The 23,845-nt window shown below is 33.0% G+C and carries 20 protein-coding genes, 1 tRNA gene and 1 pseudogene; 14 read left to right on the top strand and 8 right to left on the bottom strand.

Going from position 1 to position 23,845, the window contains the following annotated elements; genetic code table 11:
- The first annotated feature begins 300 nt into the window (after nucleotides 1-300).
- The 6 genes from LNQ34_RS17420 to LNQ34_RS17445 all read left to right on the top strand — a co-directional run bounded on the left by LNQ34_RS17420 (nucleotide 301) and on the right by LNQ34_RS17445 (nucleotide 7,713).
- Complete coding sequence (locus tag LNQ34_RS17420) at nucleotides 301-1,587, top strand: T9SS type B sorting domain-containing protein (RefSeq protein WP_230000636.1); 1,287 nt, start codon at nucleotides 301-303, stop codon at nucleotides 1,585-1,587.
- Between the two features lie 20 nt (nucleotides 1,588-1,607).
- Nucleotides 1,608-2,525, top strand: a complete 918-nt coding sequence (locus LNQ34_RS17425) for a PorP/SprF family type IX secretion system membrane protein (RefSeq protein WP_230000637.1) — start codon at nucleotides 1,608-1,610, stop codon at nucleotides 2,523-2,525.
- A gap of 87 nt (nucleotides 2,526-2,612) precedes the next feature.
- Complete coding sequence (locus tag LNQ34_RS17430) at nucleotides 2,613-2,972, top strand: hypothetical protein (protein ID WP_230000638.1); 360 nt, start codon at nucleotides 2,613-2,615, stop codon at nucleotides 2,970-2,972.
- A gap of 120 nt (nucleotides 2,973-3,092) precedes the next feature.
- Entirely contained in the window at nucleotides 3,093-3,293 is a 201-nt protein-coding gene (locus LNQ34_RS17435; protein ID WP_230000639.1) for a hypothetical protein, read from the top strand.
- Nucleotides 3,294-3,523: 230 nt separating this feature from the next.
- Nucleotides 3,524-4,717 (top strand): hypothetical protein, encoded by a 1,194-nt coding sequence (locus tag LNQ34_RS17440; RefSeq protein ID WP_230000640.1) that lies wholly within the window; start codon nucleotides 3,524-3,526, stop codon nucleotides 4,715-4,717.
- A 200-nt stretch (nucleotides 4,718-4,917) separates the two neighbouring features.
- On the top strand, nucleotides 4,918-7,713 hold the full coding sequence (locus tag LNQ34_RS17445; RefSeq protein ID WP_230000641.1) for a M16 family metallopeptidase: 2,796 nt from the start codon (nucleotides 4,918-4,920) through the stop codon (nucleotides 7,711-7,713).
- 1,017 nt (nucleotides 7,714-8,730) lie between these two features.
- Here the strand turns inward: LNQ34_RS17445 and LNQ34_RS17450 are convergent.
- The 8 genes and pseudogenes from LNQ34_RS17450 to LNQ34_RS17485 all read right to left on the bottom strand — a co-directional run bounded on the left by LNQ34_RS17450 (nucleotide 8,731) and on the right by LNQ34_RS17485 (nucleotide 18,189).
- On the bottom strand, nucleotides 8,731-9,438 hold the full coding sequence (locus LNQ34_RS17450) for a hypothetical protein (protein WP_230000642.1): 708 nt from the start codon (nucleotides 9,436-9,438) through the stop codon (nucleotides 8,731-8,733).
- 341 nt (nucleotides 9,439-9,779) lie between these two features.
- Nucleotides 9,780-10,274: a CAP domain-containing protein gene (locus LNQ34_RS17455; protein WP_230000643.1), complete on the bottom strand. Its 495-nt coding sequence runs from the start codon at nucleotides 10,272-10,274 to the stop codon at nucleotides 9,780-9,782.
- Between the two features lie 678 nt (nucleotides 10,275-10,952).
- Entirely contained in the window at nucleotides 10,953-13,952 is a 3,000-nt protein-coding gene (locus LNQ34_RS17460) for a zinc-dependent metalloprotease (protein WP_230000644.1), read from the bottom strand.
- Nucleotides 13,953-15,048: 1,096 nt separating this feature from the next.
- Nucleotides 15,049-15,129 (bottom strand) — tRNA-Tyr (locus LNQ34_RS17465).
- A gap of 619 nt (nucleotides 15,130-15,748) precedes the next feature.
- Nucleotides 15,749-16,135: pseudogene (locus LNQ34_RS17470) on the bottom strand (peroxiredoxin family protein); the annotation flags it as partial.
- 18 nt (nucleotides 16,136-16,153) lie between these two features.
- Nucleotides 16,154-16,915 (bottom strand): DUF4369 domain-containing protein, encoded by a 762-nt coding sequence (locus tag LNQ34_RS17475; RefSeq protein ID WP_202703100.1) that lies wholly within the window; start codon nucleotides 16,913-16,915, stop codon nucleotides 16,154-16,156.
- A 259-nt stretch (nucleotides 16,916-17,174) separates the two neighbouring features.
- A complete protein-coding gene (locus LNQ34_RS17480) occupies nucleotides 17,175-17,615 on the bottom strand; it encodes a KTSC domain-containing protein (RefSeq protein WP_017495548.1) in 441 nt (146 codons plus the stop codon).
- A gap of 322 nt (nucleotides 17,616-17,937) precedes the next feature.
- Nucleotides 17,938-18,189 (bottom strand): hypothetical protein, encoded by a 252-nt coding sequence (locus LNQ34_RS17485; protein ID WP_017495549.1) that lies wholly within the window; start codon nucleotides 18,187-18,189, stop codon nucleotides 17,938-17,940.
- A gap of 89 nt (nucleotides 18,190-18,278) precedes the next feature.
- On the opposite strand from LNQ34_RS17485, the gene LNQ34_RS17490 reads away from it, so the two are divergent.
- From LNQ34_RS17490 to LNQ34_RS17525, 8 genes are all read left to right on the top strand, one after another.
- On the top strand, nucleotides 18,279-18,821 hold the full coding sequence (locus tag LNQ34_RS17490; protein WP_230000645.1) for a hypothetical protein: 543 nt from the start codon (nucleotides 18,279-18,281) through the stop codon (nucleotides 18,819-18,821).
- Nucleotides 18,821-18,964, top strand: coding sequence for a hypothetical protein (locus tag LNQ34_RS17495; protein ID WP_202703102.1), 144 nt, complete (start codon nucleotides 18,821-18,823; stop codon nucleotides 18,962-18,964). The genes LNQ34_RS17490 and LNQ34_RS17495 overlap by 1 nt, the downstream gene beginning before the upstream one ends.
- Nucleotides 18,965-19,086: 122 nt before the next feature.
- A complete protein-coding gene (locus LNQ34_RS17500) occupies nucleotides 19,087-19,317 on the top strand; it encodes a hypothetical protein (RefSeq protein ID WP_017495552.1) in 231 nt (76 codons plus the stop codon).
- Complete coding sequence (locus tag LNQ34_RS17505; protein WP_230000646.1) at nucleotides 19,289-19,687, top strand: YchJ family protein; 399 nt, start codon at nucleotides 19,289-19,291, stop codon at nucleotides 19,685-19,687. Before LNQ34_RS17500 ends, LNQ34_RS17505 begins: the two co-directional genes overlap by 29 nt.
- 106 nt (nucleotides 19,688-19,793) lie before the next feature.
- Entirely contained in the window at nucleotides 19,794-20,912 is a 1,119-nt protein-coding gene (locus tag LNQ34_RS17510) for a vWA domain-containing protein (RefSeq protein WP_230000647.1), read from the top strand.
- A gap of 194 nt (nucleotides 20,913-21,106) precedes the next feature.
- Nucleotides 21,107-22,570, top strand: coding sequence for an AAA family ATPase (locus LNQ34_RS17515; protein ID WP_230000648.1), 1,464 nt, complete (start codon nucleotides 21,107-21,109; stop codon nucleotides 22,568-22,570).
- A 137-nt stretch (nucleotides 22,571-22,707) separates the two neighbouring features.
- Nucleotides 22,708-23,271 carry a 2OG-Fe(II) oxygenase gene (locus LNQ34_RS17520; protein ID WP_346432366.1) on the top strand — a complete coding sequence of 188 codons (564 nt, stop codon included), beginning with the start codon at nucleotides 22,708-22,710 and terminating at the stop codon, nucleotides 23,269-23,271.
- A 133-nt stretch (nucleotides 23,272-23,404) separates the two neighbouring features.
- Entirely contained in the window at nucleotides 23,405-23,845 is a 441-nt protein-coding gene (locus tag LNQ34_RS17525; RefSeq protein WP_202703106.1) for a MarR family winged helix-turn-helix transcriptional regulator, read from the top strand.

Genomic DNA, 23,845 nt, shown 5'->3' on the forward strand with positions numbered 1-23,845 from the left:
ATGTTTTGAATTTGGAGAGTTCATTTAAGAGGGTTATAACTGAATACTCTCCCTTTATTTTTATAAAATCGATTAGTAATCAATTGTTATGTTGTTAAAAGGTTGGTTAAAGATTGTCACTGTAAATAGTGTTTTGGTTTGTTATTTACTTTCATAGTGGTGGAGCATAGTGATAGGCAATCTTTATAAAGGGAGGTTTTGGTATATCAAGTTGGGTTTTATTATTAATTTGTTTTGAGGTAAAGATTGGAATCTAACAATTGAATGCCATGCCTTCCTTTAATACTAAAAGTGAATGATATGAAAAAAAAAAATAATATGTTGTTTTTTGGTGTTTTGTTCTTTGTTACTACTGTGGAGGCACAGATAACAAACACTGGAAAGTTGACAATTTCACCCGGAACCGTGTTTTCTTCAAAATTTAATTTTGAGAATTCGTCTTCTGGAGCAATTTTAAATGATGGAGAACTTGTTATTTTATCTGATTTTAATAATGACGGTTTGGTGTTTTTTACAGATAGTCAATACAGTAATACTAAGTTCATTGGAAAGAAGAACCAAAGAATAACGGGAAGCTCTCCCGCTGAATTTACAAAATTTAATGATTTAATTTTTGACAATGATTCTAAACAGCCTGCTTTTATAGTTTCGGGTAAATTAAGCGTTTCAGGGAATACTGATTTTAGGAAAGGAATTGTAAATACTGGAAGATTTAATGGGTCGATCGTTTATGAAATAGATGCAAATCATTTTAATACGAGTAATGAAAGTCATATAGAGGGATATGCAGAAAAAAAGGGAAATACTGATTTTACCTTCCCGATAGGTGATAAATCGCTTTATCGCTATGCAAAGATAACGTCCATAAATGCAAGTGCAGGAAGTTCCATTATAGGGAAATATTTTCTTGAAAATTCGAATTTGTCTTTTCCTCATTCTAGCAGAGCGGGGAACCTTGAACAAATTGATAACAAGCAGTATTGGGAAATAGAGAATCATTCAGGATATGCTGAAATTATGATTACCCTTTCTTGGGATAAAGAGACAACATCAGATTTTATTTGGAAAGATCTAAAAAATATGATGGGAAATGAGGATGTGCTTACAATTGTGAGATGGGATAAAGATAAAAAGCTTTGGATAGATGAAGGAGGGGTAGCAGAAGTTAATGACAATGAATCGGGTACTGTTACTACTTTTTCTAAAATCTCTGGCTTTGGAATATTTGCTTTGGCAAAAATAAAAAGGAGTACTAAAAATGACGGTTATGTATTTGTTTATAATGCTGTGAGTCCAAATAATGATGGAAAGAATGATTTTTTTAAAATTGAAGGAATTCAGAAGTATCCAAATAATCGCGTAACCATTTTTAATCGTTGGGGAGCAAAAGTTTTTGAAACGACAAATTATGACTCACGGGGTAATGTTTTTAATGGATATTCTCAGTCACAAGGTAAAAGTGAGTTTAACAATGATAGCACACTTCCAACAGGAACCTATTTCTATGTCTTAAGCTACGAAGTAAAAAGTGGAGAGGATTCTAGGAATGTTGAAAAAGTAGGATACTTATATATAAGTGATAATTAAAGAGGTAATACACAAGAAAAATGAATGTTGATTGTAAATTTATTGTACTTTTTTTAGTCTGTGGTTTATCAGGATTTTGCCAGCAAAACCCTCAATATACACAGTATATGTACAATGTTATGAATATAAATCCGGCATACGCCGGGCAAAGAGAAGTTCTGAGTATTTTTGGTTTGCACAGAAGTCAATGGGTTGGAATAGAGGGTGCGCCTTCGACCAGTACGGTTGCCCTTCATGCACCAATAAATGATAGTAAATTAGGAGTTGGAATTTCGTTTGAAAATGATCGAATTGGACCATCTAGTGAAAATAAATTTACAGCTAATTTGTCGTATACAATTGATTTCTCAGACTATTACAAACTTTCTTTTGGATTAAACTCGTCAGTTACAAATGTAAAGGTTGATTATACCAAACTTGATATTTACGATCCCAATGATATATCATATCAAAACAACGTAAATAAGTTTTCTCCAAATTTTGGAGCGGGATTGTATTTACATTCGGATTATACTTATGTCTCGGTATCGGTTCCTGGTATCTTAGAAACAAAGCACTATAGTGATAATGAGGCTTTTTCAACTGCCAAACAAAAAATGCATTTGTATTTAATGGGTGGGCATGTTTTTGAGGTTAATCCTTTGTTATTATTTAAGCCTTCATTGCTAGTAAAACTAGTACAAGGGACCTCTGCTCAGGTTGATTTATCTGCAAATTTCCTCCTAAATGAAAAATTCACGGCTGGAATTTCTTATAGATTTTCGTCTACATTTAGTGGGATGGCAGGCTTTCAGGTTACAGATGGATTATTTGTAGGTTATGCATATGACAGAGAAATTTCAAAAATTTCAAATTTTAATTCGGGTTCGCATGAGCTTTTTTTGCGTTTCGAAGTGTTTGAATATTTTGACAGGATAGTTTCACCCAGGTTCTTCTAATGAAAAAAAAGTTACAAGTTGTATTTCTATTAAGGACTTCTCCTGGTTTAGAGTAAAATAATTGGAGGTGTGTAAAATTAAAAAACTATGAATCAAGTATTAAACATTTTAGTGTGTGATGAAAATCAAACATTCTTCAGATACTTTAGAAAAACATTTCCGGAATTTAACTTTAGTTTTTTTTCTGATGAAAAAAAAGATGCTTTCTTAATTGATAAGTTTGATAGGATTATTTTTATTCAAGAGGGGCCTATAGAGGAGTATATGATATTCTTTACACAGTTTGAAGAAAAAATCCCTATCATTTTTGGGATTTATGAAAGAAGACCTATTCCTGCAAAATATCAAATAATTCTGACTACTAACGTAAAAATATTGTATTTGCTAGAAACAAAAAAGGAAATTAGCAACCAACTTAAAGAGTATTTTGATAATGTAGTACTATAAAGCAAATCGTATAGCATAATTCTTTCAGCTAGATAAAAGATGTGCTTGAACATAGTTGTTAATTTCAATGGTAAGATTTCATAATAGATTTTTACTCGGTTAATTTTAATATAAAGAAAAATGATAGTTCATATTAGACCTGTAAAAGATCATACAAAATACACAGTTAACGGACACATGGTGTACAAAAATGAGTTTAAAAATTGGTCCTGCAGTATTGATTTGTCTGCTACTGAAATTAATGCATTCCTATTGTATGAAAAGATTATTATAAATAATAGTAGGATTAGAAAACACATTAATGCAACTTATCGGAATTAATAAAATTATTAGATAATGTGATGGCCTAATTAATTATAGTCTGGGTATAATAGGGGCTTTTGAGAACATGAATTCGTTTATCGTAATTTTTTTGATTTACAATATGCCCACAAATTAAAGTACTATTCAAACTAATTTGTATTTCGGAAAGATCGAAGAGAAGAAGGACTAAGAATACAGATGACGATATTAGAGAATTAAAAAGACAATTTTTTAAATATTAAAATACAATGAAAATTACTTGTTATAGAAAAAAAAGCTTTATACATGATATGGTTAAATTTAAAGCATTACTAATTAAAAATATCCTCGGTAAATTTTTGATTCTGATTGGGTTTGTCGCAAATTCTCAGACAGGGATCGGAACTACTGCGCCACATAAGTCTTCTGAATTGGAAGTTTTTTCTACTAATAAAGGGGTGTTACTTCCTAAAGTAACTTTAAAAGGAGAGAGCGATCAGACGTCTATAGATGGAGGTACTGCGGCTACAGCCCTTTTAGTTTACAATACTGGGCTAAATCCTGATTTTCCGACTAAAGGTTTTATGTTTTGGAATGGTACAAAATGGAGGTTGCTTGCAGATGCAAATACAAGTAAAGCTAAAATTAATGGCGGATTAATGAAAAATACGGCCGTACTTACACCAAATACATATACTGCAGGACAAGATTATGATGGTATTTTAGAGGTTAGCTATAATGGAGGAAATGGGGGCTATTATTCAGAAGGAGAGGCGTATTTATACAATGGACTTTATTTTAAATTACAACCAGGACAGGCAAAGGGAGTGGGGAAACTTATTTTTACAGTTAGTGGTAAACCTAATGTAAGTAGTCCGAATTCAATAGTTAATGTCCCAATTCATTTCTTAACGGATGTTCTTGGGAATATGAATATTGGTGGTACTACAATTAAAACAACAAATCAATATAGCTTACACAGGAGCGTAGGAATTAGTAAAGGTATCACTGGTGAGTTTGGAACGCAGACTGTCAATAATGGATATGGGGGTAGTAGGTTATCCTGGCGTAAAGATGATGATGTTGAGATAAGAAGTATAGTTTTACCTGAAACTGGTGACTATATATTTTCTTTCCGTCTCTATGGTAGTCTCACAGGGACAAATTCCGGTACTCCTTTCTACATTAGTGCATTAAAACAAGTGGGGCCTTCTCCTGCCGACCGACCGACCGACGTATTATTAGATATAGTCGAATTAACAATTATAAAAGCCGGTTCGTATACTTTTTATTCATGTCCTGTAAATTTAGCGGTGAGTGGACAGGCCGGCGACGCTATATATTTTAAGATAGCTAGTTTAGCAGGTCCGGATTTAGTGTGGACTTTATCAAATGGAACAAATGCGGTGGTTAATTATGATAAATTGGCAAATAGAACATCAATGTTTTTTTGGAAGTTATAGTTTGTTTTTAGTAGCCACTATTTGAAGAAGGGACATTTTTTTAGCATAATTACTCAAATATTTATACTAAAATAGTTTTGAGACAAATTAAGTTTATTCATTAATGTAGGAATTTACGTCTTTTGCAGTAATGAAAAAATAGAATATAAAAGTATTTATAGTGTAGGGTTAAAAAAGCGGTTATATAAAAATAAAATAAAATGGGGATAGATATAAATTTGATTTTTGGTGTTTTAAGTTTTTGTGCCACAGTTTTTGCACAGGATAAAGGGGATAATTTTACTAAAATAAAGGAGTTAGGTGGTATTGAAGAGTATTTGTATGAGAAAAATGGGATGAATGTTTTGCTTTTGCAAGATAATGCTTCACCGGTGGTAACAGTACAAGTTGTTTATCGTGTAGGGTCTAAAAATGAAGTTTTGGGAAGTACCGGGGCAACACATCTTTTAGAGCATTTAATGTTTAAAGGAACACCTAGTTTTAATAAAAAAAACGGGAATTCTATTGCGGAAGTATTATTAGATGTTGGAGCCGAATTAAATGCCACAACATGGTTGGATCGTACAAATTATTTTGAAACCATTCCTAGTGATAAAATCGGATTAGCTCTTGAGATTGAAGCTGATAGAATGAGGAATTCTTTGCTTTTAAAAGAAGATAAAGAAGCGGAAATGACTGTGGTTCGTAACGAATTTGAGCGTAATGAAAACGATCCGGGAGCTTTATTAGAGAAAGAAATCTGGGCCTCAGCATATATTGCACATCCGTATCATCATAGTACAATTGGTTGGAAATCTGATATAGAGGGCGTTTCGGTTGAAGTGTTGCGTGATTTTTACAATAAATATTATTGGCCGGATAATGCAACTCTAACTATTATTGGAGATTTTAAAAAAGAAAATGTTTTTGGATTGATTGAAAAATATTTTGGAAAAATTAGAAAGGCACCTACCATGCTGTCGCAATTGTATACGGAAGAACCGGAACAATATGGAGCACGAAAAATTATTGTTAGAAAACCAGGAGAATTAGGCATTGTCAAACGAGCGTATAAAATTCCTGGAGCTCTGCATCAGGATTTACCTGCCTTGAATGTTTTAGGTAAGATTATTAGTTCTGGACCTTCGGCAATTTTAAACAAAACCTTCGTAGATACTCGTATGGGGATTTACACTCATGCAAGACCTACAAACTTTAAAGAAGCTGGGCTTTTTATGATTGGAGTTGATTTTCCAACAACATCAAAGCATGAAGATGTGGATTCTAAATTAAGCGAGGTTATAGAAAAGATTCAGAAAGATGGAGTAACTCAAGATGAAGTAGATCGTGTTGTTGCCGAGATTAGTGCAGAAAGTGTTTTAAGACGCGATGGTTCTGGAGTCATTTCAGCTGAATTAACCGAAGCTATTGCGCTTGGAGACTGGACAGAATACGTGACAGGAGTTGACAAATTGAAAAAGGTAACTCGGGCAGATATTTTACGTGTTGCTCAGAAATACTTAGTCGAAGATCAAAGTACAACTGGGTACTTTGTTCCGAAAGAAAATGGAAGTCAAAATAATAACGAAATAAAAGCTAGCAAATTTAAGAGTGAAAGAGAACCATTTTATTACAGAAGTAAAAAAGAAATTGACAATACTAGAGATAGTTCTTTTATTACTTTACCAAAGCAAATTGATAATACATTGGTAAGTGATTTAGATGATAATCCATTCAAAGAATCCGGGTTTAGTTATAAAAGAGAAAAAGTGGCTGGAATTGATCTGGTTTCAGTAAAAACTTCTGCAAAAGATTTTGTGACCGTTACGGGCAGTATTTCATTTGGAAATTATGCAAATGAAAATAAAAACGGAGTAATTCCTTCATTAACAGCTGCAATGTTGTCTAAAGGAACTAGGATGAAGGACAAGTTTAAATGGTCTGATGAGTTGCAAAAGCTTGGAGTAAACATCAATATTAGTGCTTCCAAATTTAAATTAGATATTGCATTTAAGTGTTTAAAGAAAGACTTGAATCAGGTAGTGGCTTTGTTTGCTGAAGAATTACGCGATCCTTTATTTGATTCAAAAGAATTTGAAAATCTAAAATTGCAATTTGCAGGGAATATGCAGCAGAATTTAAATGATCCAAGTGAAAGGGGCAGTATTGCTTTAATACAGGCAATTTATCCAAAAGGAAACCCAAATTATAGAGCAAGTATCGAAGAAGATTTGGAAAATGTGAAGAGTGCTACTTTGAAGGAGGTAAAAGATTTTCATAATAAGTATTTTGGTCCGGCTTCTATGCATTTAGTTGTTGTTGGAGATATAGCAGATGGTTCGAAAATAAAGAATTCGTTAAATAAATCATTTAAAAATTGGAATGGTGGAGTAATTGAAAGCTTAAAATTTAAAGAAGTTATAAAATCACCCTCAAAATCACAGGTCATTACAATTATTGAAAAACCAAGTGCTGAGTTATTTGTTGGACAGTATACTGGTTTAAAAAAATCGGGTGCCGATTATACCGCATTTTACGTTGCTAATCAGGTTTTGGGTGGCGGTTTTTCTGGCCGTTTAATGAAAACCGTTCGGGACAAGGAGGGGTTAACATACAATATTTTATCTGGAATGGCAGGGAATGTAAATACAGGTGGTTTTTGGGTAGTTAATGCTTCATTCAATCCGGTTCTCTTCCAAAAAGGATTAGACGCCACAATGGTTCAGATTGATAAGTGGATAAAAGATGGAATTACTACTGAAGAATTGGAAAAAAAGAAGACCAGTATAATCGGAAGCTTTAAAGTAGGAATGTCAACTACAGAAGGAATATCAGGCACTATTTTAAGTTTTATTGAAAGAGGTATGGAGCCCGATTACATCGAGCAATTTTTAAAAGATATTGACAAAGTAACTTTGCAACAAGTTAATGATGTAATCAAAAAGTATCTGCAATTAGACAAAATGATTACTATAAAAGCAGGTTCATTGGATAAGGATAGTACTCCTTTAAAATAGATATTAATCAATGGTCATCAAAGCAAAAATGCAATATAAATTAGGGGATGCAAATTATTAAACGTTGATGTTTGTATTTTACAAGTAGTGTCTCACGAAGTGTATATAAGTTAAAGTTAGAGAGATTTTTTTCTTGAGTAATCAATATAGCTTTAATTTTTTAAGTATACATTTACGAAGACACTACTTTCTTAATTGAGATGTAATAGAAATGAAGATTTAAGCTATCTTTCTTATATTTCTTCTTAATAATATAATGTAACAAAACATTTATTCTTTATTTTCTTATATTAATTGGGATGAGTGCATAAATAGAATAGAGTTCTCTCAAATCTTGAATGAGATATAGAATTGGATTAGCCTTAAAAAGGACATGTAGACTCATAGAATTAGAAGAAACGGGAAATCAAACTTACTAGGCCAAAAAAATATGAAATAGTACTAGGTTTCTAGTATCAGAAGGAGATTTACCTGGTAAAAAAGAAATGATTTAAGTTTTTCGTATTAGGATTATGAATTGGTCTATTTAAAAGTAGCTCGTTGATAAGGTTTTGATATTGAAGTTTTTATTATAATCATAAAGAAACATAACGAGATCTGCTCTAAACTTGTGGGAAGTATTTAGATTTAATTAGACATATCGCATAATTCATCATACAAAGAAATCAGGATAGAGTATAATAAAAAAAGCGGATCGATAAAATAAGATTGATTCTGATTTAATTATTTAATACTTTCGTCTTCCGATAGTTCGAGGAATTAATAGAAGCCAAGTATAACTAATTTATCGAGATATCTCAGGTGAAGAACAACTTTAAGCTTTAACCAACAATCTAATTAAGGTTAATAATTTGATAGCTATTAAGTACTCCTTTTTCGAATGTATATAAAAAAAGCAGTTTCCATTGCTTAAATTAAGAATAAAAAATTTTATAAGTATTTGTTTTAAATTTAGACAGTGTAGATTCTTAGATCTAAGAATATTTTTATTGATTACCTAAAAAATGAATTTTAAATTTAGTTGATGTGTCTGGAGGAGACTTGAACTGACATAGCACCACGTCCCCAATTGTAGTTATTCTGAGATGTTATCGCAAACATTCCGAATCTAATCAGTTCTGTACTTCCTTCAATATATCCGTCTACTTTGTATAATATGTTCATTGGAGTATCACCTGGATTTGAAATTATATCTATGGCAAAACCAGCAATTGGTAGTCCGTAAGCTAATCCTTTTTGGTCATAACTACCGGGAACAGTATATTTACGAGAACCCATGTCTAATTCGACATCACTTCCGCCGTTTACAGACTTGTACAAGGTACAGCCCATATATCCAATTGACTTTGGCTTATCACCTGAATGCATAACAGGAATATTATAATTGATTATGATTTGTGCCTGTGATTTTGGAGGAATAATAATGGGAACGCTAAGATCTAAATTTATTCTGGCTGTTCCTATTTCGGTTGTTTGTATTGGTTTGGTCAATATAGCATATTTAATGTCATCAGCCAACCAAGTCCTGTTGGTATTAATAATGTAACCCAAATTTCCATCGTTATTTGCTACAACTTGATGATTATATTCCGAAGATAGTGCCTCTGTATTAACATGTTCCATGGCTCTTATCTTAAGTCCTCCATTAACATCGAGCGTTTGAGTAGGTTGTTGCGTGTTAATTCCGACTTTAGATTGGGAATATGCCAATGAAGTAATGGTCATTAAGCACAGGATGATAATTTTCTTTTTCATTGTAATAATTTTTTAGTTCTCTTAATTTTTAGAACGATATCCGATAATTAAAAATTTTAAAAACCAAGGCGAACCTATGTCTAGTTGTTTGAGGTTAGCTTAAGTACAAAAACGAACAAAAATGATGTTTTAACAGTTATACAAACTTTGATATAACCAATAAGTTTAGTAAGATTTTTTATAGACATAGGGTTTTAATAATATCAATAGCTACAGTCTTGTTTAGTCAAAGAATTATTTCTTTCATCTTATTATCTACATTATGTTATCTTTTTTTGTCAATCATGAAATATCAATAAAAATGCTGTTTTTTAAATTTTAGCAAAGATATTGGTGTAATAGTTTCTACCATTTAATTCGCTTTTTTTTATCGAAAGCCCCATATAATTAAAATCTCCTTCGATGGCTTTTTTATGCTCAGCACTTTTTAGCCAGGCATCGACGGCTGCTTGTGGAGTTTTATAGTTGTAGGCTATATTTTCTTCAACTTTTATAGCTCCCAAAACCTTTACTATATTTTCAAAGCGGCCCGTAAAACCATCATGACTCGGTGCATTCTTTGCAATCATATAAATGTCATGTTCTTCGCACTTGTTAGAAATATAATCACTTACTGTTAAAACATTCAGACCAACACTAATTCTATAATCGTTTATTAGTTTGATAGTTTCTAATTCATCCGTACTATAGGCATAGTTGTTTTTAATTTCAGTTGGAATGTTCATAACTTGATCTTGTGACTCTGAAGAACAGGAATTTATAGTTAAGAAGGCGCTCGAAAGGAGCAGGATAAGTAATCTATTCATTGTTAAGTAATCTTTTAAAATTCAAAATTTGGTTAAACATATTTATTTGGGGCAAAATAAAAGGATTAAACACAAGGACAGAAATTAAATAGTACTCATATATACTTATGAATTAGTATGCGTAATAATGCGTAGATAGGAAACAAGAATAATAAGGGACTTCTGAATGTAGATTTCACCTAAACCGATCCCAAAGAATTTTGATTGTCAGATTTTTTTTCTTCAAGAGGTTTTGATAAATTATAGGGACTTCTAGATACTCGATGTCCGGAAGCCTGAATGCCTGAATAAGTATATTTTAGGAAGAGTCTGTAAAAAAACGAAACTATCGCCATCCTTATTTCCTAAAATAATTTTAGGACAAAAAGTATAATTTATAGAAGATACTTTTTTTAAGTATTTTGATAAAATCAGTTCTTTATTTTCTCTTTCAGTAAGTTCCTATCGAAATTTAAAAAAAAGAAAGACAATACTAAAATGATTTTCATATTTTTTATTTACTTGAAAATTGCCTATAAAGGACTATAATTTAATAAATTATAGTTTTAAGAAATCAAACCAAACCCTTGCTAATTTTGGATTAGCAAGGGTTTGGTTTTAAGGTTATCAAAATATTGATTTATGAATTAAAATGACTGTAGATGTTTCTTGACTTAAATGTCATTTTTTAACAATAATTTACTTTTTTATGATTTTAGCCCTATAAACAGAATTGTCAGTATCGTGTAATAGCAATAAATACATCCCAGATTGAAACTTGGAAAAATTAATTTCGGCCTTAAACACATCGTTTTTTTCTACTAATCTACCTAATGAATCATATATTTCATAGTGTGTTATATTTTCCTGAGTATGTACTCTTAGAACATCTGTGACAGGGTTTGGTGTAATTTTTATTGTATTTTTAGTATTGGCATTTATTCCTAAAGGTGAAGTGATAATTAAAGTGATACTGTTATCGCTTAGTTGATAACAAATTTTTTGCTGGATAATCTCATTAATTGACTTATTGATTAAATCAGCAGCTGACCCTACAAAAGAAATTCCATGAATCGTATATGTTCCTGTAGCTAAAGTTGAAAAATCTGCAGTAGTGTTTGTACTTATAATTTTATCCGTTAGCGTATTAATGGCAATGTAGCTATAGTTAACTCCAACAGTGGGGTTAATAATATCAAAAAATCTTCCTGGGCCATTAATACTTACAGTAAAGACATCGTTATTTGGGGTTCTTCTATAATTGGTCGCAGCGATAAAATACTCCACACCTTTTTTTAACTTGACAGTAAAACTGTTGGTATAGGATATATTGGTTCCCGTACCAATTCTACCATTAGAAGATATAAAGTTTGATTCTGTAGCCTGATTTCCTTTATATATGGAAATAATAAGAAAACCAGAAGGATAGCTTAATGTATAATTTCCGTCTTCTGTAACTTTAACTCTAAGAGGGACGAGATTATAATCTAAAGATTTTAAGGATGGAGCTGTTCGATCTGCATTGTACACATAAAAACCCTGCGGACTCATAGTAGAAGTTGTGAATGCAATTGTTTTAGATACATATGTACTATTAGAGGGAGTTTGTGGTTGTAAATTAAGATTAGTTTCGATACTTGCCTGATTAGCTGTCACTGTTCTGTTTTCTTCAACTATTATACTATCATAAGAATTACAACTGGAGTTAATGATAAAGTCGGTATTTGACACATCAAAAAACTCTGCGTAATCGTTTATTACTGCAACAACTTTTATCCTTGCTTTATCTTTATTAGGAATAAGTGGTATTGTGACCGTTGCACTTCCATTATTTGAAACATTGGAAGCAAGTACATAAGGAAACGAATTTCCTCCGTCTGTCGAAAGTATTATATCTACTGTACTTTTTATTAAGTCGGTCTGGTTAACATCCCATGTTACATTGATATTGCTATCAGCGTTTATTGTAACATTTGAATTGGGGTAGGTAACAGTTAAAGGCCCGTCATTAGTTACAGTTATCAAAATTTTATCAGAATCAACTCCACCCGCAACTACACTATTATCCCGTACAGTAAATCTCATATTCATGTTCCTAGCTACTTGAGGCAATGCTTCAGCTTCCAAGGTAGGTGGTTCGTTCTGATTTTCTAAAACAAATTTCATTTTAGGAAAGTACCTTTCAGTGGTTGTATTACTTTGTTGCGACCTGAACAATGGTGTAGTTGTTCCGTTTACGGCACTATATCCTCCAGATCCATTTATTGTGCTGCCCATTGCTCCTTTATCGTTATCTACTGCGATATCAATCTGTTCCCAAGTATATGATAAATTAGAATTTTCTACATCAGTACCAATCCCTTTTAATTTAAAAGGTGTTCCCTTAGGAATCGTGATAGCAATATTACCAGCATTAGCAAGGGGAGGGGTGTTGGCTACATCAAGAGAGGTAAAACAAGTTGCACCAGTGTTCAATGAGTTAATAATTTGATCGATACTTTTCGAATGAAAGTAATTAAGTTTATTATTACCTGTATTGGTTTGATCGATAGGAATAACGCAGTTTGTTCCATAGCTCATTATAGTCGTTCCTGCACCAGGTTCTACTGCAGAGCTACTATTCCAGCCTATTGTACAAAACGTAGGAGAATTTGCTAACCCTCCTGTAGCATTATAAGTATGTCCAGCATTAAATTGATGTCCTATTTCGTGAATGATTAAATTTGCTATGGTAGATTTTGATACCGTTATAGACCATTCCGTCCATGCTCTTGCTTTAGACGTTGAACTACAAGGTTGAGGGCCTGCATGCCCTTGAACTGTGCTTCCTGATACAATATTAAAAGTATGCCCAATATCATAGCTTGTATAAGGTAAAATTCCACTTGAATTTAAAGTATTAAAACCCGTCTGTGAATTTGTACCAGAAACACCAGTAGGATTTATTGTAAAGGGATCTGTAGTTGCATCTTTGAAGATCAATGTTTTATCAATTGTAGCAGGGATTAATTGAAATGAAAGAGACAATTCAGATTCAAAGATTAAATTTACAAGATTCATCACTGTCAGTATTTCAGCTAGAGCGGCATCTTGGCTTCCAAGAGCCGTAGTAAATTCACCTGTTGCTGCCACCGCCATTCTAAAAGTTCTCATTTTATCTCCATATGGAAAATTAGTTACCGATTTTTCCGTAACAGTTGACCTTTTGGTTCTCTCATTTAAAAATTGTCGGACTTCATCTACATGAGCATCACACTCAAATTTTTCCCCAAACATTTCAGAGGATTCATATATTCGATACTCTCCACTTTCAGTTTTGTAAGGTTCAACAATAAAATAACCCTTATCCGACTTAATTATTGCGGTTATTTTGTCCCCAATTAATGTTAATTTAATTTTACTCTGTTTGTCTTTTGAAAAGCCATCAAAACTAATAACATTATCAATCCTTTCTTGAGTAAGGTTATTTTCGGATAAAATAAATTCTTCCGAGGTTCCATCAATAAGAGTTAAAACAATCGATCGATCATTAATTTTTTTAGAGCTTTGTCTTTTGGAGTTAATGTTTCTCTTAAAGTTCTCCGTTTTTAGTTTAAAAATGAGACCGGGAAGATTTTCTGCACCAGGAAGATCTGTTTTTAATTCTTGCGCATTACTAAATATGGATATTAGAAGGAATAAAAGTAAAGTTTTTTTCATAATTTTATTTTAGTTTAATATGATTATTATAACAACTAGCGAATTTGATGTGAAAATGTATCTATTAACGAATGCATTTCTTAGCAAACTTTTTGTGCTCTGTAACAGGGGAAAAATAAAAGATAGGAATATGTTTGCCATTATAAAAGCTGCCAATTAATGCAGTTCTTTTTTTGGTTTTTATATGAATCTTTCGATATTAGTTATGCATGCTGCTAGAATCAATACTAGGATTTGAACTTATAAATATATTTAATCTCATTTCTCTAAATAGATTTTACTCTTGATTGGCAGACAACTAATCTTAAATTGTACTAAATGCTTAAACATCCAGATTGAATGAAAAAGAATATTTTTTGGGCGCAAAAAAACACAATTATTTGATGTTTTTTAAAAAAAATATTACTCATATATACTCAAAATTAAAACAATCATTAGGTAAAGGTTTTTAACTGTAAAGTAATTTTATTACTGTAAGATTGAGGTTGTTAATTATGATCTTTAGTGAATGTCTTTTGGTAATGCGTCAAATGTGTTGATGAGTATTTGGTTCATGTAGGATTGGTAGAAAGCCATCTGTTTAGATTGGTATCACAGTCAAAAGCTAAATAACCGTTTGTTTGTACTTTAGGAAAAAAAGCTGTAAGTTTTAATGTAAGATACGTATCAATAAAAAGTTCGGTCACATATTCGAACCTGTTGTTGTTGTTGTTGTTGTTGTTGTTGTTGTTGTTGTTGTTGTTGTTGTTGTTGTTGTTGTTGAAAAATAATTAGAGGTAATACATATTGGAACCTAAACTTCTTAGGTATTAATTTTGCTGAATTTTTGATTGTTCACAGTACTTTGTATCGCGATTCTGCCGTAAAACTTGTAAAGGTGAAATATCTTTAAAAACCGCCTTAGCTTTTTGTGGCAGAGTAGGAGGCAACTCCAACTCAAATGTGCCACGATTTTGCCACAAAACTTTCCAGCATTTTTACAAAGACTGAAAACGGTCTTAAATGCAAAAAAAACCTGCGAATACTAGGATTTGCAGGTTTTATTGTGTTTTCTTAGGCCAAAAAAAAGTCCTGAAATGTTTCAGGACTTTTTTAGTGGGGAGAGCAGGATTCGAACCTGCGAAGTTCACACAGCAGATTTACAGTCTGCCCTCGTTGGCCGCTTGAGTATCTCCCCAAGGCTTTGTATTATTGCGCTTTGTTGTTCTAAGCGGTTGCAAATATAGGAACGTTTTTGATGTTTCCAAACAAAAAATGAACTTAATTTTACGTTAGTTTTACATTGTTTTTTTAATTCGTTGGAATTGAATAAAGTAAAAATATTTTTTTTAGGTGTTTTTTTTTAAAGTAGGGTTATTTTTACAAGGTACAACTGATTATTTGTTTGTTTTTTGGTTTTTTAAAACGTTTTAAATACTGTCCCTTCTCGGAAAGCAGTAGCAAATACGAGTTAAATCAAATCAATCTGTTCTCAAATGTTTGACATTTGTTCACGTGGAAATTTGAAGCTTGATGTAGATAGATAGGTTTCGATCTTCTTTTGGTAGCTTGTGTCTTCAAACTTTTCTAGATAGTTTTTTTCTTTGAAATTAAGCGCTAATTTTTTTATTTGTGAATGGGTTAAAAGAAAGGTTGTTTGTGTCTTAAATGAAGGTTATTGGGATTGATAAGATGTGTTTTGTTTTTTAGTACTAAAGAGTATCTCTTGGGATTGGTCTTTTAATCTGGCAGTAAAATATAAAAACAAAAAAATCTCCACTAGGGAGATTTTTTTGTTTTATTTCTGAAAGGAAATATTATTTGGCTAAAAGCTCAATTATTTTTGCTCTTAATTCCGGACCTCTTAAATCCTGAGCAACTACTTTTCCTGATGCATCAAGAATAAAAGTTGCCGGAATAGATTCAACACCATATTGTTTTGCAATTGGCTCATCCCAAAATTTTAAGTTTGAAACTTGCGTCCAGGTTAGTCCGTCTTTTGCGATGGCTTCTTTCCAGGCAGCAGCCTCTTTGTCTAATGAAACTCCTATAATATTTAAACCTTTAGCATGTAATTCTTTGTAAATAGCTACCACATTAGGGTTTTCTTTTCTGCATGGACCACACCATGATGCCCAGAAATCAACGATAGTTACTTTGCCTAAGCTTTCTTTAAGCGAAACTACTTTTCCTTGTGGATTTGGAGCCGAAAAATCTGCTCTTCATTTAGGGCTTCCAACAGGAGCTGCTGATGCACCAACTGCAGGATTTTTCATTTGTCCTAGTTTAGTTTTGATTTCTTTTCCAGGAGTAGAGTTTTTTAAAGACTCGTCTAAAGAGTTGTATAAACCTTCCGCTTTTTTGATGTCAGTGCTTGGGTCATTAATCATGCTTTGAATAATTAAAGCAGAGATAAATGCTTTTGGGTGAGTCTCAGCGTAAGCTAAATATTTCTTTTTAGAGTTTTCCTGAACTTCTGTTTGAAGTGTCATGTATTGTTTCATCAAGCTATTGATGGTTGCAGTATCTTGAGCTTGTTGAGCTTGTTGCATTTTTTGAGTGTTTTTCTTTTGGAAATCAACTAAACCTTTTTGAGTTTTTGTCATATCCTCATTGAATTTTACATACTCGTCATTGTTGTAAGTACCTGAAATTTTAGATTTGTGGATACTGTCTTTGTCAACTGCAACAGTAATTTCTCCTGTTTCTAAGATGAATGGAATTGGACCATTAGCTCCCTGAACAATTAAAGTATGAAAAGCTGGTTCTGTTACTTTTCCTTTAATTTCGAATTTTCCGTTTTCAACTTTTACGGTGTCAAGAGATACAGCCATTTTTGTTGTTGGATCCTGACCTTGAAGAATGATTGTTTTTCCGTTTTCGATACCGGTTGCAGTTCCTGTAATTAGGTATTCTCCGTCTTTAACTTTGCTGCAAGAAATAATCGCTGCAGAAGCAGTTAGTAAAAAAAGTATTTTTTTCATTATAAAAAATTAATTAGTTAATTGATTTGTGCAACAAAAGTATTTAAAATTATAAAACATAAAGAATTTTGGAACCTAAAATTTTGTTATTGTTTTTTTAGGTTTAATTGTCATGTAATCAGAAGGTTTGTGAGGTTTATTTGATTTAAAACTCTTAATTATATCGTTATAATGAAAATAAATAACGTTTTTTTTAATTTTTACGCATAAAAAAAGCACTCCGTTGAGAGAGTGCTTTTGTAGATATTTTGGTATAAATCTATTCTTGATTCGTTTTCTTTCTCCATGTGAAAGAATTAAGAATGTGTCTTTTTGCAAATCTTCCAGGAGAATCGGCATTTACCATTTTAACGTAAGTTGCTTTAGGAACACTGATGTATTCGTAAACACTTCCGTTAGAGAAATCGATAATTAAACGACCTTCAACAAATTTATAATCAGTAATTGAACAAGTCGAAATCGTTTCAGTGTATTCTGGTAAATTAAGTTTAATCGTTTCAGGATTAATACTTACCAAGAAGTGATAAGCCTCAATAATAGCTTTACTTTTTTCTTCTGCAGCTTTTAAACCAGCATCATCACCTTGAAATTTATCAGGATGAGATTCTTTCATCGCATTACGATAGATTGTTTTTAAATCTTTTAATTCAGCAGTTTTGTCTACGTTTAGTAACTTGCGGTATTCAACTATTTTTTTCATAAATAAAAGGTAACTTCTTGTCTATTAGTTTGAAATGATTGTTTTTCACTTCAAAACGACAAATTTTTTGCAAAGGTACACTTTTTTTTAACTTTTTACTTTTGAGCGGAAAAATATTTGTTTTTGTTTGAGGTTTATGATTGCGGGGACTAAGTGTTGGGCGTACTTAACCGCAAAAAACCGCAAGGTTTTTTTAGGATAAGATGCACTCCAAAAGCGAAGTTCGCAAAGCTTCATAAATAAAAACTTTGCGAACTTTGCGTAAATCTTTGCGTTAAAAGTGACCTGAAACCTAAAACTTGAAACTTGAAACTAATCTTTATTACTTGTTCTCCGGTTTATTATTAGCCTTATCGAAGTTTTTAGATTTTTTTGGATACTTATCATAGCTAATATCGCTTGGGTTTTCGATGATAGATTTAATCGTGATCCAATCCCCTATATTAAAGTTAGTATGTGCGATTTTATAGTCTAAAAGGTACTCACCACAAAAATAGTTGTTGTTTTCATCTTTTTCTATGATGCCCGTATAAATTCCTTTTTGCAGCATTTTCCCTTGTGGATCTTTAGACATAATTTTGTTTGTTTTAAAATTGAAGTTGCAAAGTTAATCATTATTATGTTTGTTTTAGGGAGTTCTTGACAATCTCAGTATATTTGCACATGCAAAAAAACTTCAAACCACATCCTAATTCCTTTAAAAATACGTTTTGTGTTTTTCATGAAGTACTTTCAGATAAAATTGAAGGTTTAAAGAAGCAGTTTGAGAGCAAAGCCGGAAGCGCTTATTATTATACGGAAGCCGGAATGTACCGGGTGTCAAATCATTGGGGAAGACTGGCCAACAGCAAATGGCGTTTGGTAGCAATGGTACCGGAAACTGCTTCGAAAACTAAAATAGGTTTTGCGGCCTGGAACGAATTTTATCCGGATAACGCTGAAGAAAAACTGTACTATATCGAAGCTGACTTTGATCAGAATCTGGTCACCTATCAGCATAAGAAGAACCCGAATTATGATGGAAAACCTATTTTAAGAACCAGTTTTGAAACAACGAAACGAATAAAACAGGTTCGCAACCTGCAACAACTCACTTCATGGGCAAAGCATTTTGATTATGAAGATATTGATGAGCTGAGAAAGCAAATTATTAACGAGTTGATTTATACCGAGAAAACTTTAGACGAAATTAAAAGAGAAATATAATGGGACGCAACAACGAAAGGAACATCAAAAAGCATAATGACAAATTGCATAAAGCCCAAAACAAAGTAAAACAGGCTGAGATTGCACGCAAAGAAAAGCTTAAAGAAATTATTAAAAAGTTCAACGAGAATAAAGAAGAATAAAATGTATCAGATTTTAGGTTCCAATAAAAAAACCTGAAACCTGAAACTTGAAACTTGAAACCTGAAACTTGAAACCTGAAACCCGAAACCTGAAACCTGAAACAAAAAATAATACACTACAGATGAGTAAATACGAAGATTTAAAAGCAAGTGTGCAGGAAATTATTGATTTAATTGCTGCCAAGAATAATAGAGAAGCCAATAATAAATTGCTTGAAGTAAGTGATACCTTAGATGATATGTTGGATCATGCTGAAGAAGATGAAGATTTAAGAGAAATTAGCAGGTATCAGGTTTTATTGAATCAGTTGCATGTAAAAATTAATGGAGAAGAGCAGGTTGATGGAGAGTAAGAAGTGCTTTTGTGATACTGGATTATGGTTCGAAAATTGTTGTGGTCAGTATCTTGAAAACAATCAAAAAGCACCAACGGCACTAACTTTAATGCGTTCCAGATATTCGGCTTATGCCTGTCACAAGGCAGATTATCTATTAGAAACCACTTATATTTCGGAAAGAAAATACTATTCGAAGGCCGAAATTTTAAAATGGGCAACAGCTAATAAATGGCAGAGACTCGAGATTTTAAGTTTTACTGAAAATACCGTCGAATTCAAAGCCTATTTCTTGGATTCAGACCACAAACCACAAGTGCATTATGAATTTTCGACTTTTAAATTTGAAAATGAAGAGTGGTTTTATGTTGATGGAAAGTTTGAATAATTGTCAGACCTAACACTGTTAGTTGTTAGTTTTGATTAGATATTTTAACTAAAAATTAATAAACGTTTCGTTTTTCATAATTCTAAAATAACGTAATTTTAAAATTATGAAAAACGAATTTAAAAAAGGTTTTTATTTTAAGTCGTACGAAGCTCCGTTTCAGTCTCCGTTTGAAAAGCTTTTTGGTATTTTTAAAGAGCTGATCACCCATACTTCGGGTGATTTTGACGAAGCAATCAGCTGGTTAAGGGAGTTAGACATAGAATACAAACTAACAGACGAGAACTACACTATCGATGATTTTATCGAAGATTTAAAAAAGAAAGGTTACATAAAAGACGAAGTTAAACCTGACGGAAGCGGTGGTTTTGGTATTACTGCCAAGACAGAACGCGCTATCAGACAGCAGGCCCTGGATCAAATTTTTGGTAATTTGAAACGTTCCGGAAGTGGTAGTCATAAAACCAAACATGCCGGAAATGGTGACGAACATACGGGGGAATTTCGTGAATTTAATTTTGGAGATGGTTTAGAACGAATTTCATTGACAGAAAGTCTGCGAAATGCCCAGATCAATAATGGTGTTGAAAGTTTCATGCTAACCGAAAATGATTTGGTAGTAGAAGAAACTCAATACAAAGCGCAAATGAGCACCGTTTTGATGATCGACATCAGTCACAGTATGATTCTCTATGGCGAAGACCGAATCACACCTGCAAAAAAAGTGGCCATGGCTTTGGCCGAATTAATCACAACTCGTTATCCCAAAGATACACTCGATATTTTGGTTTTCGGAAATGATGCCTGGATCATCCCTATTAAAGATTTGCCCTATCTGCAAGTAGGACCTTATCATACCAATACCGTTGCGGGACTTCAATTGGCTATGGATATTTTGCGAAGAAAACGAAATACCAACAAGCAGATTTTTATGATTACCGATGGAAAACCCAGCTGCGTACGCGAGCGTGACGGTTCCTATTATATGAATAGCAACGGACTCGACGAGTACATCGTTGATAAATGTTATACACAGGCACAGCAAGCCAGAAAATTACACATTCCGATTACGACATTCATGATTGCAAACGATCCGTATTTACAGCGTTTTGTCAACCATTTTACCGAAGCGAATCAGGGAAAAGCATTTTACACCGGATTAAAAGGACTGGGAGAGATGATTTTTGAAGATTATGAAACGAATAGGAAGAAGAGAGTGAGGTAGTGTTTAGGCTTGGTTTTAGTCTCAGTCTCGGTCTCAGTCTCAGTGACGGTGTCCTGCTGAGCGAAATCGAAGCATAAGTTGCAGTGACAGTCTCAGTTACTATTGTCCGCTGAGCGAAGTCGAAGCGGGAGAGAAGCAAGAGGCCATTAAAAGTTTTAAAAAAAAACAAATTAGAAATTTTTCAATCAGTAAAAATGGAAATAAAAAATATAAAAACATTAGGACAGTTAAAAGCTGTTGGTTACAAAAGTAGCAGTATTAAAGACGAATTACGCAATAATCTTCGGGAGAAAATAAAGTCAGGAAAGCCTGTTTTTGAAGGTGTTCATGGTTTCGAAAATACGGTAATTCCGGAATTGGAGCGTGCCATTCTTTCTCGTCATAATATCAACTTATTAGGACTTCGTGGTCAGGCGAAAACACGTTTGGCACGTAAGATGGTTGAATTGTTAGACGAGTACATTCCGTTTGTGGCGGGCTCGGAAATTAATGACGATCCGTTAAATCCTATTTCACGTTTTGCCAAAGATTTAATTGTGGAGAAAGGTGAAGATACGCCTATTTCATGGCTGCATCGCAGTGAGCGTTTTTTCGAAAAATTAGCTACACCCGATGTTACTGTTGCCGATTTAATTGGAGATGTCGATCCTATAAAAGCAGCAAACTTAAAGCTTTCTTATGCCGATGATCGTGTCATTCATTTCGGAATGATTCCGAGAGCCAACCGCTGTATTTTTGTAATTAATGAGTTGCCGGATTTACAAGCCAGAATTCAGGTCGCTTTATTCAATATTTTGCAGGAAGGTGACATTCAGATTAGAGGATTTAAATTGAGAATGCCTTTGGATATGCAATTTATATTTACAGCCAATCCGGAAGATTATACCAATAGAGGAAGTATCGTAACGCCTCTAAAAGATAGAATTGGTTCGCAGATTCTCACGCATTATCCTGAAAGTGTTGCCGTTGCAAGAGCTATCACAGAGCAGGAAGCCAAACTGGATGAAACACAGCACAAATTAGTTTATGTGCCGGCGCTGGCCAGAGACATTTTAGAACAGATTAGTTTTGAAGCACGCGAAAGCGAATATATCGATAATAAAAGTGGAGTAAGTGCCAGAATGAGTATCACCGCTTTCGAGAATTTAATGAGTACAGCAGAACGTCGTGCCTTAAAAGCCGGAGTAGATAAAACCACTTTGCGTTTGTCTGATTTTGTGGGTATTATTCCTGCTATTACCGGAAAAGTAGAATTGGTTTACGAAGGAGAGCAGGAGGGAGCTGCCGTGGTAGCACAAAATTTAATTGGTTTAGCCATCAGAACTTTATTTCCAACGTTATTACCGCGAATAGAGAAACTTGAAAAACCGGGAGAAAAAACACCTTATTCAGATGTGATCGAATGGTTTTTTGCCGAAAGCGGTTTCGAATTGTTAGATGATGCTTCTGATTTAGAGTATCAGAACATTTTAGATGAAGTAACTCCGCTGGATGTTTTGTTGAAAAAATATTTGCCTCAACTGGATAAAAAAGATCAGTATTTCATGAAAGAATTTATTTTGTGGGGATTGGTCGAATACAAAAAAATGAGCAAAGACCGTTTTGCTCAAGGACATCAGTTTAAAGATATGTACGGAAGTTATATTAGTAAATTGTAGTTTATACTCTATTTTTTTTACAAGCCCTACAGGTATATGCAAACTTGTAGGGCTTATTCTTTTGTAAAAAGCCTATTACCAGTTTTATTTCATCTACCTTGCTCCGTTGGCTGTATTTGCAGTTTCCCAAAATAAAAATGGAAGATAGTTTCGAAGATTTGATTGCGAGTTATATAGAAAACAAGGTTGGAATATCAGAGCATTTTTTAAGTCCTGAACTGGCCAATCATTTAAAGCAAAATCTAATAGATTTAAACCGTAAAAGTTTGTTGCTGGCTGCAGGAATCGGAAACTCAGAAAAGCTGTCTTACGATGGAGCGGTACGCAGTGACTCTATTTATTGGCTGGATAAAAAACACAACAATGTTTTTGAAAATGAGTTTTTTGATAAGATAGATGCTTTTATAGTGTATTTGAATGAAAGTTGTTATACCGGAATTACGGGTTATGAATTTCACTATTCTTTATATGAAAGAGGCGATTTTTATCTGAAGCATTTAGATCAGTTTAAAAACAATTCCAGTCGAAAATATTCGATGATCAGTTATCTTAACAGCAATTGGCAAGAAAGCGATGGTGGAGAATTAATGATCCATCAGGAAAATAACAATCAAAAAATTGCACCTACGCAGGGAAAACGGTTTTTTTTAAAAGTAATGAATTGGTGCATGAAGTTCTGGTTACCCAAAACACCAGAATGAGTATTACAGGCTGGTTAAAAAGCGACTAAAATCGTTTATCATTATACCCGACAAGTTTTAAAAATCTGTCGGGTTTGAGATTTTTTTAAAAGATATTGATATATCAATTATATTTGTATCAAATAAAAAAAGTATGCAACTCGAAAATCCAACCGGAACAGCTCTGTACTCCTTAGAGAAAGCAATAAAAGAATATCGAAGACTGGCACAAAAAAACATTACCAAGGTCGTAAAAGATATTACCGTCGATCAATGTCTGGTCTTAATTATACTAAACAACAATCCGGACATTTCCCAAAATGAATTGGCTAATCTTGTATTTAAAGACAGTGCTTCCATTACGAGAATGATTGAATTAATGGTGAAAAAAGAATATATAAGCCGTACAATTCACCCTGTGGATCGAAGAAAATTTAATCTGGAAATCACTAAAAAAGGAAAAAAAACACTTGACGATATACAACCCGTTATTAAGATTAACAGGCAAACGGCATTGGAGGGCTTGTCTCTGGAAGAAATAGCGTTATTGGATAAAACACTCCATAAAATAATCATTAACTGTAAAAACAATTAG

Source organism: Flavobacterium lipolyticum (assembly GCF_020905335.1).
Classification (GTDB): domain Bacteria; phylum Bacteroidota; class Bacteroidia; order Flavobacteriales; family Flavobacteriaceae; genus Flavobacterium; species Flavobacterium lipolyticum.

Coding starts and splice junctions, on each gene's coding strand:
- LNQ34_RS17420 (WP_230000636.1), top strand. CDS start 301: ATGAAAAAAAAAAATAATATGTTGTTTTTTGGTGTTTTGTTCTTTGTT.
- LNQ34_RS17425 (WP_230000637.1), top strand. CDS start 1,608: ATGAATGTTGATTGTAAATTTATTGTACTTTTTTTAGTCTGTGGTTTA.
- LNQ34_RS17430 (WP_230000638.1), top strand. CDS start 2,613: ATGAATCAAGTATTAAACATTTTAGTGTGTGATGAAAATCAAACATTC.
- LNQ34_RS17435 (WP_230000639.1), top strand. CDS start 3,093: ATGATAGTTCATATTAGACCTGTAAAAGATCATACAAAATACACAGTT.
- LNQ34_RS17440 (WP_230000640.1), top strand. CDS start 3,524: ATGAAAATTACTTGTTATAGAAAAAAAAGCTTTATACATGATATGGTT.
- LNQ34_RS17445 (WP_230000641.1), top strand. CDS start 4,918: ATGGGGATAGATATAAATTTGATTTTTGGTGTTTTAAGTTTTTGTGCC.
- LNQ34_RS17450 (WP_230000642.1), bottom strand. CDS start 9,438: ATGACCATTACTTCATTGGCATATTCCCAATCTAAAGTCGGAATTAAC.
- LNQ34_RS17455 (WP_230000643.1), bottom strand. CDS start 10,274: ATGAATAGATTACTTATCCTGCTCCTTTCGAGCGCCTTCTTAACTATA.
- LNQ34_RS17460 (WP_230000644.1), bottom strand. CDS start 13,952: ATGAAAAAAACTTTACTTTTATTCCTTCTAATATCCATATTTAGTAAT.
- LNQ34_RS17475 (WP_202703100.1), bottom strand. CDS start 16,915: ATGAAAAAAATACTTTTTTTACTAACTGCTTCTGCAGCGATTATTTCT.
- LNQ34_RS17480 (WP_017495548.1), bottom strand. CDS start 17,615: ATGAAAAAAATAGTTGAATACCGCAAGTTACTAAACGTAGACAAAACT.
- LNQ34_RS17485 (WP_017495549.1), bottom strand. CDS start 18,189: ATGTCTAAAGATCCACAAGGGAAAATGCTGCAAAAAGGAATTTATACG.
- LNQ34_RS17490 (WP_230000645.1), top strand. CDS start 18,279: ATGCAAAAAAACTTCAAACCACATCCTAATTCCTTTAAAAATACGTTT.
- LNQ34_RS17495 (WP_202703102.1), top strand. CDS start 18,821: ATGGGACGCAACAACGAAAGGAACATCAAAAAGCATAATGACAAATTG.
- LNQ34_RS17500 (WP_017495552.1), top strand. CDS start 19,087: ATGAGTAAATACGAAGATTTAAAAGCAAGTGTGCAGGAAATTATTGAT.
- LNQ34_RS17505 (WP_230000646.1), top strand. CDS start 19,289: ATGGAGAAGAGCAGGTTGATGGAGAGTAAGAAGTGCTTTTGTGATACT.
- LNQ34_RS17510 (WP_230000647.1), top strand. CDS start 19,794: ATGAAAAACGAATTTAAAAAAGGTTTTTATTTTAAGTCGTACGAAGCT.
- LNQ34_RS17515 (WP_230000648.1), top strand. CDS start 21,107: ATGGAAATAAAAAATATAAAAACATTAGGACAGTTAAAAGCTGTTGGT.
- LNQ34_RS17520 (WP_346432366.1), top strand. CDS start 22,708: ATGGAAGATAGTTTCGAAGATTTGATTGCGAGTTATATAGAAAACAAG.
- LNQ34_RS17525 (WP_202703106.1), top strand. CDS start 23,405: ATGCAACTCGAAAATCCAACCGGAACAGCTCTGTACTCCTTAGAGAAA.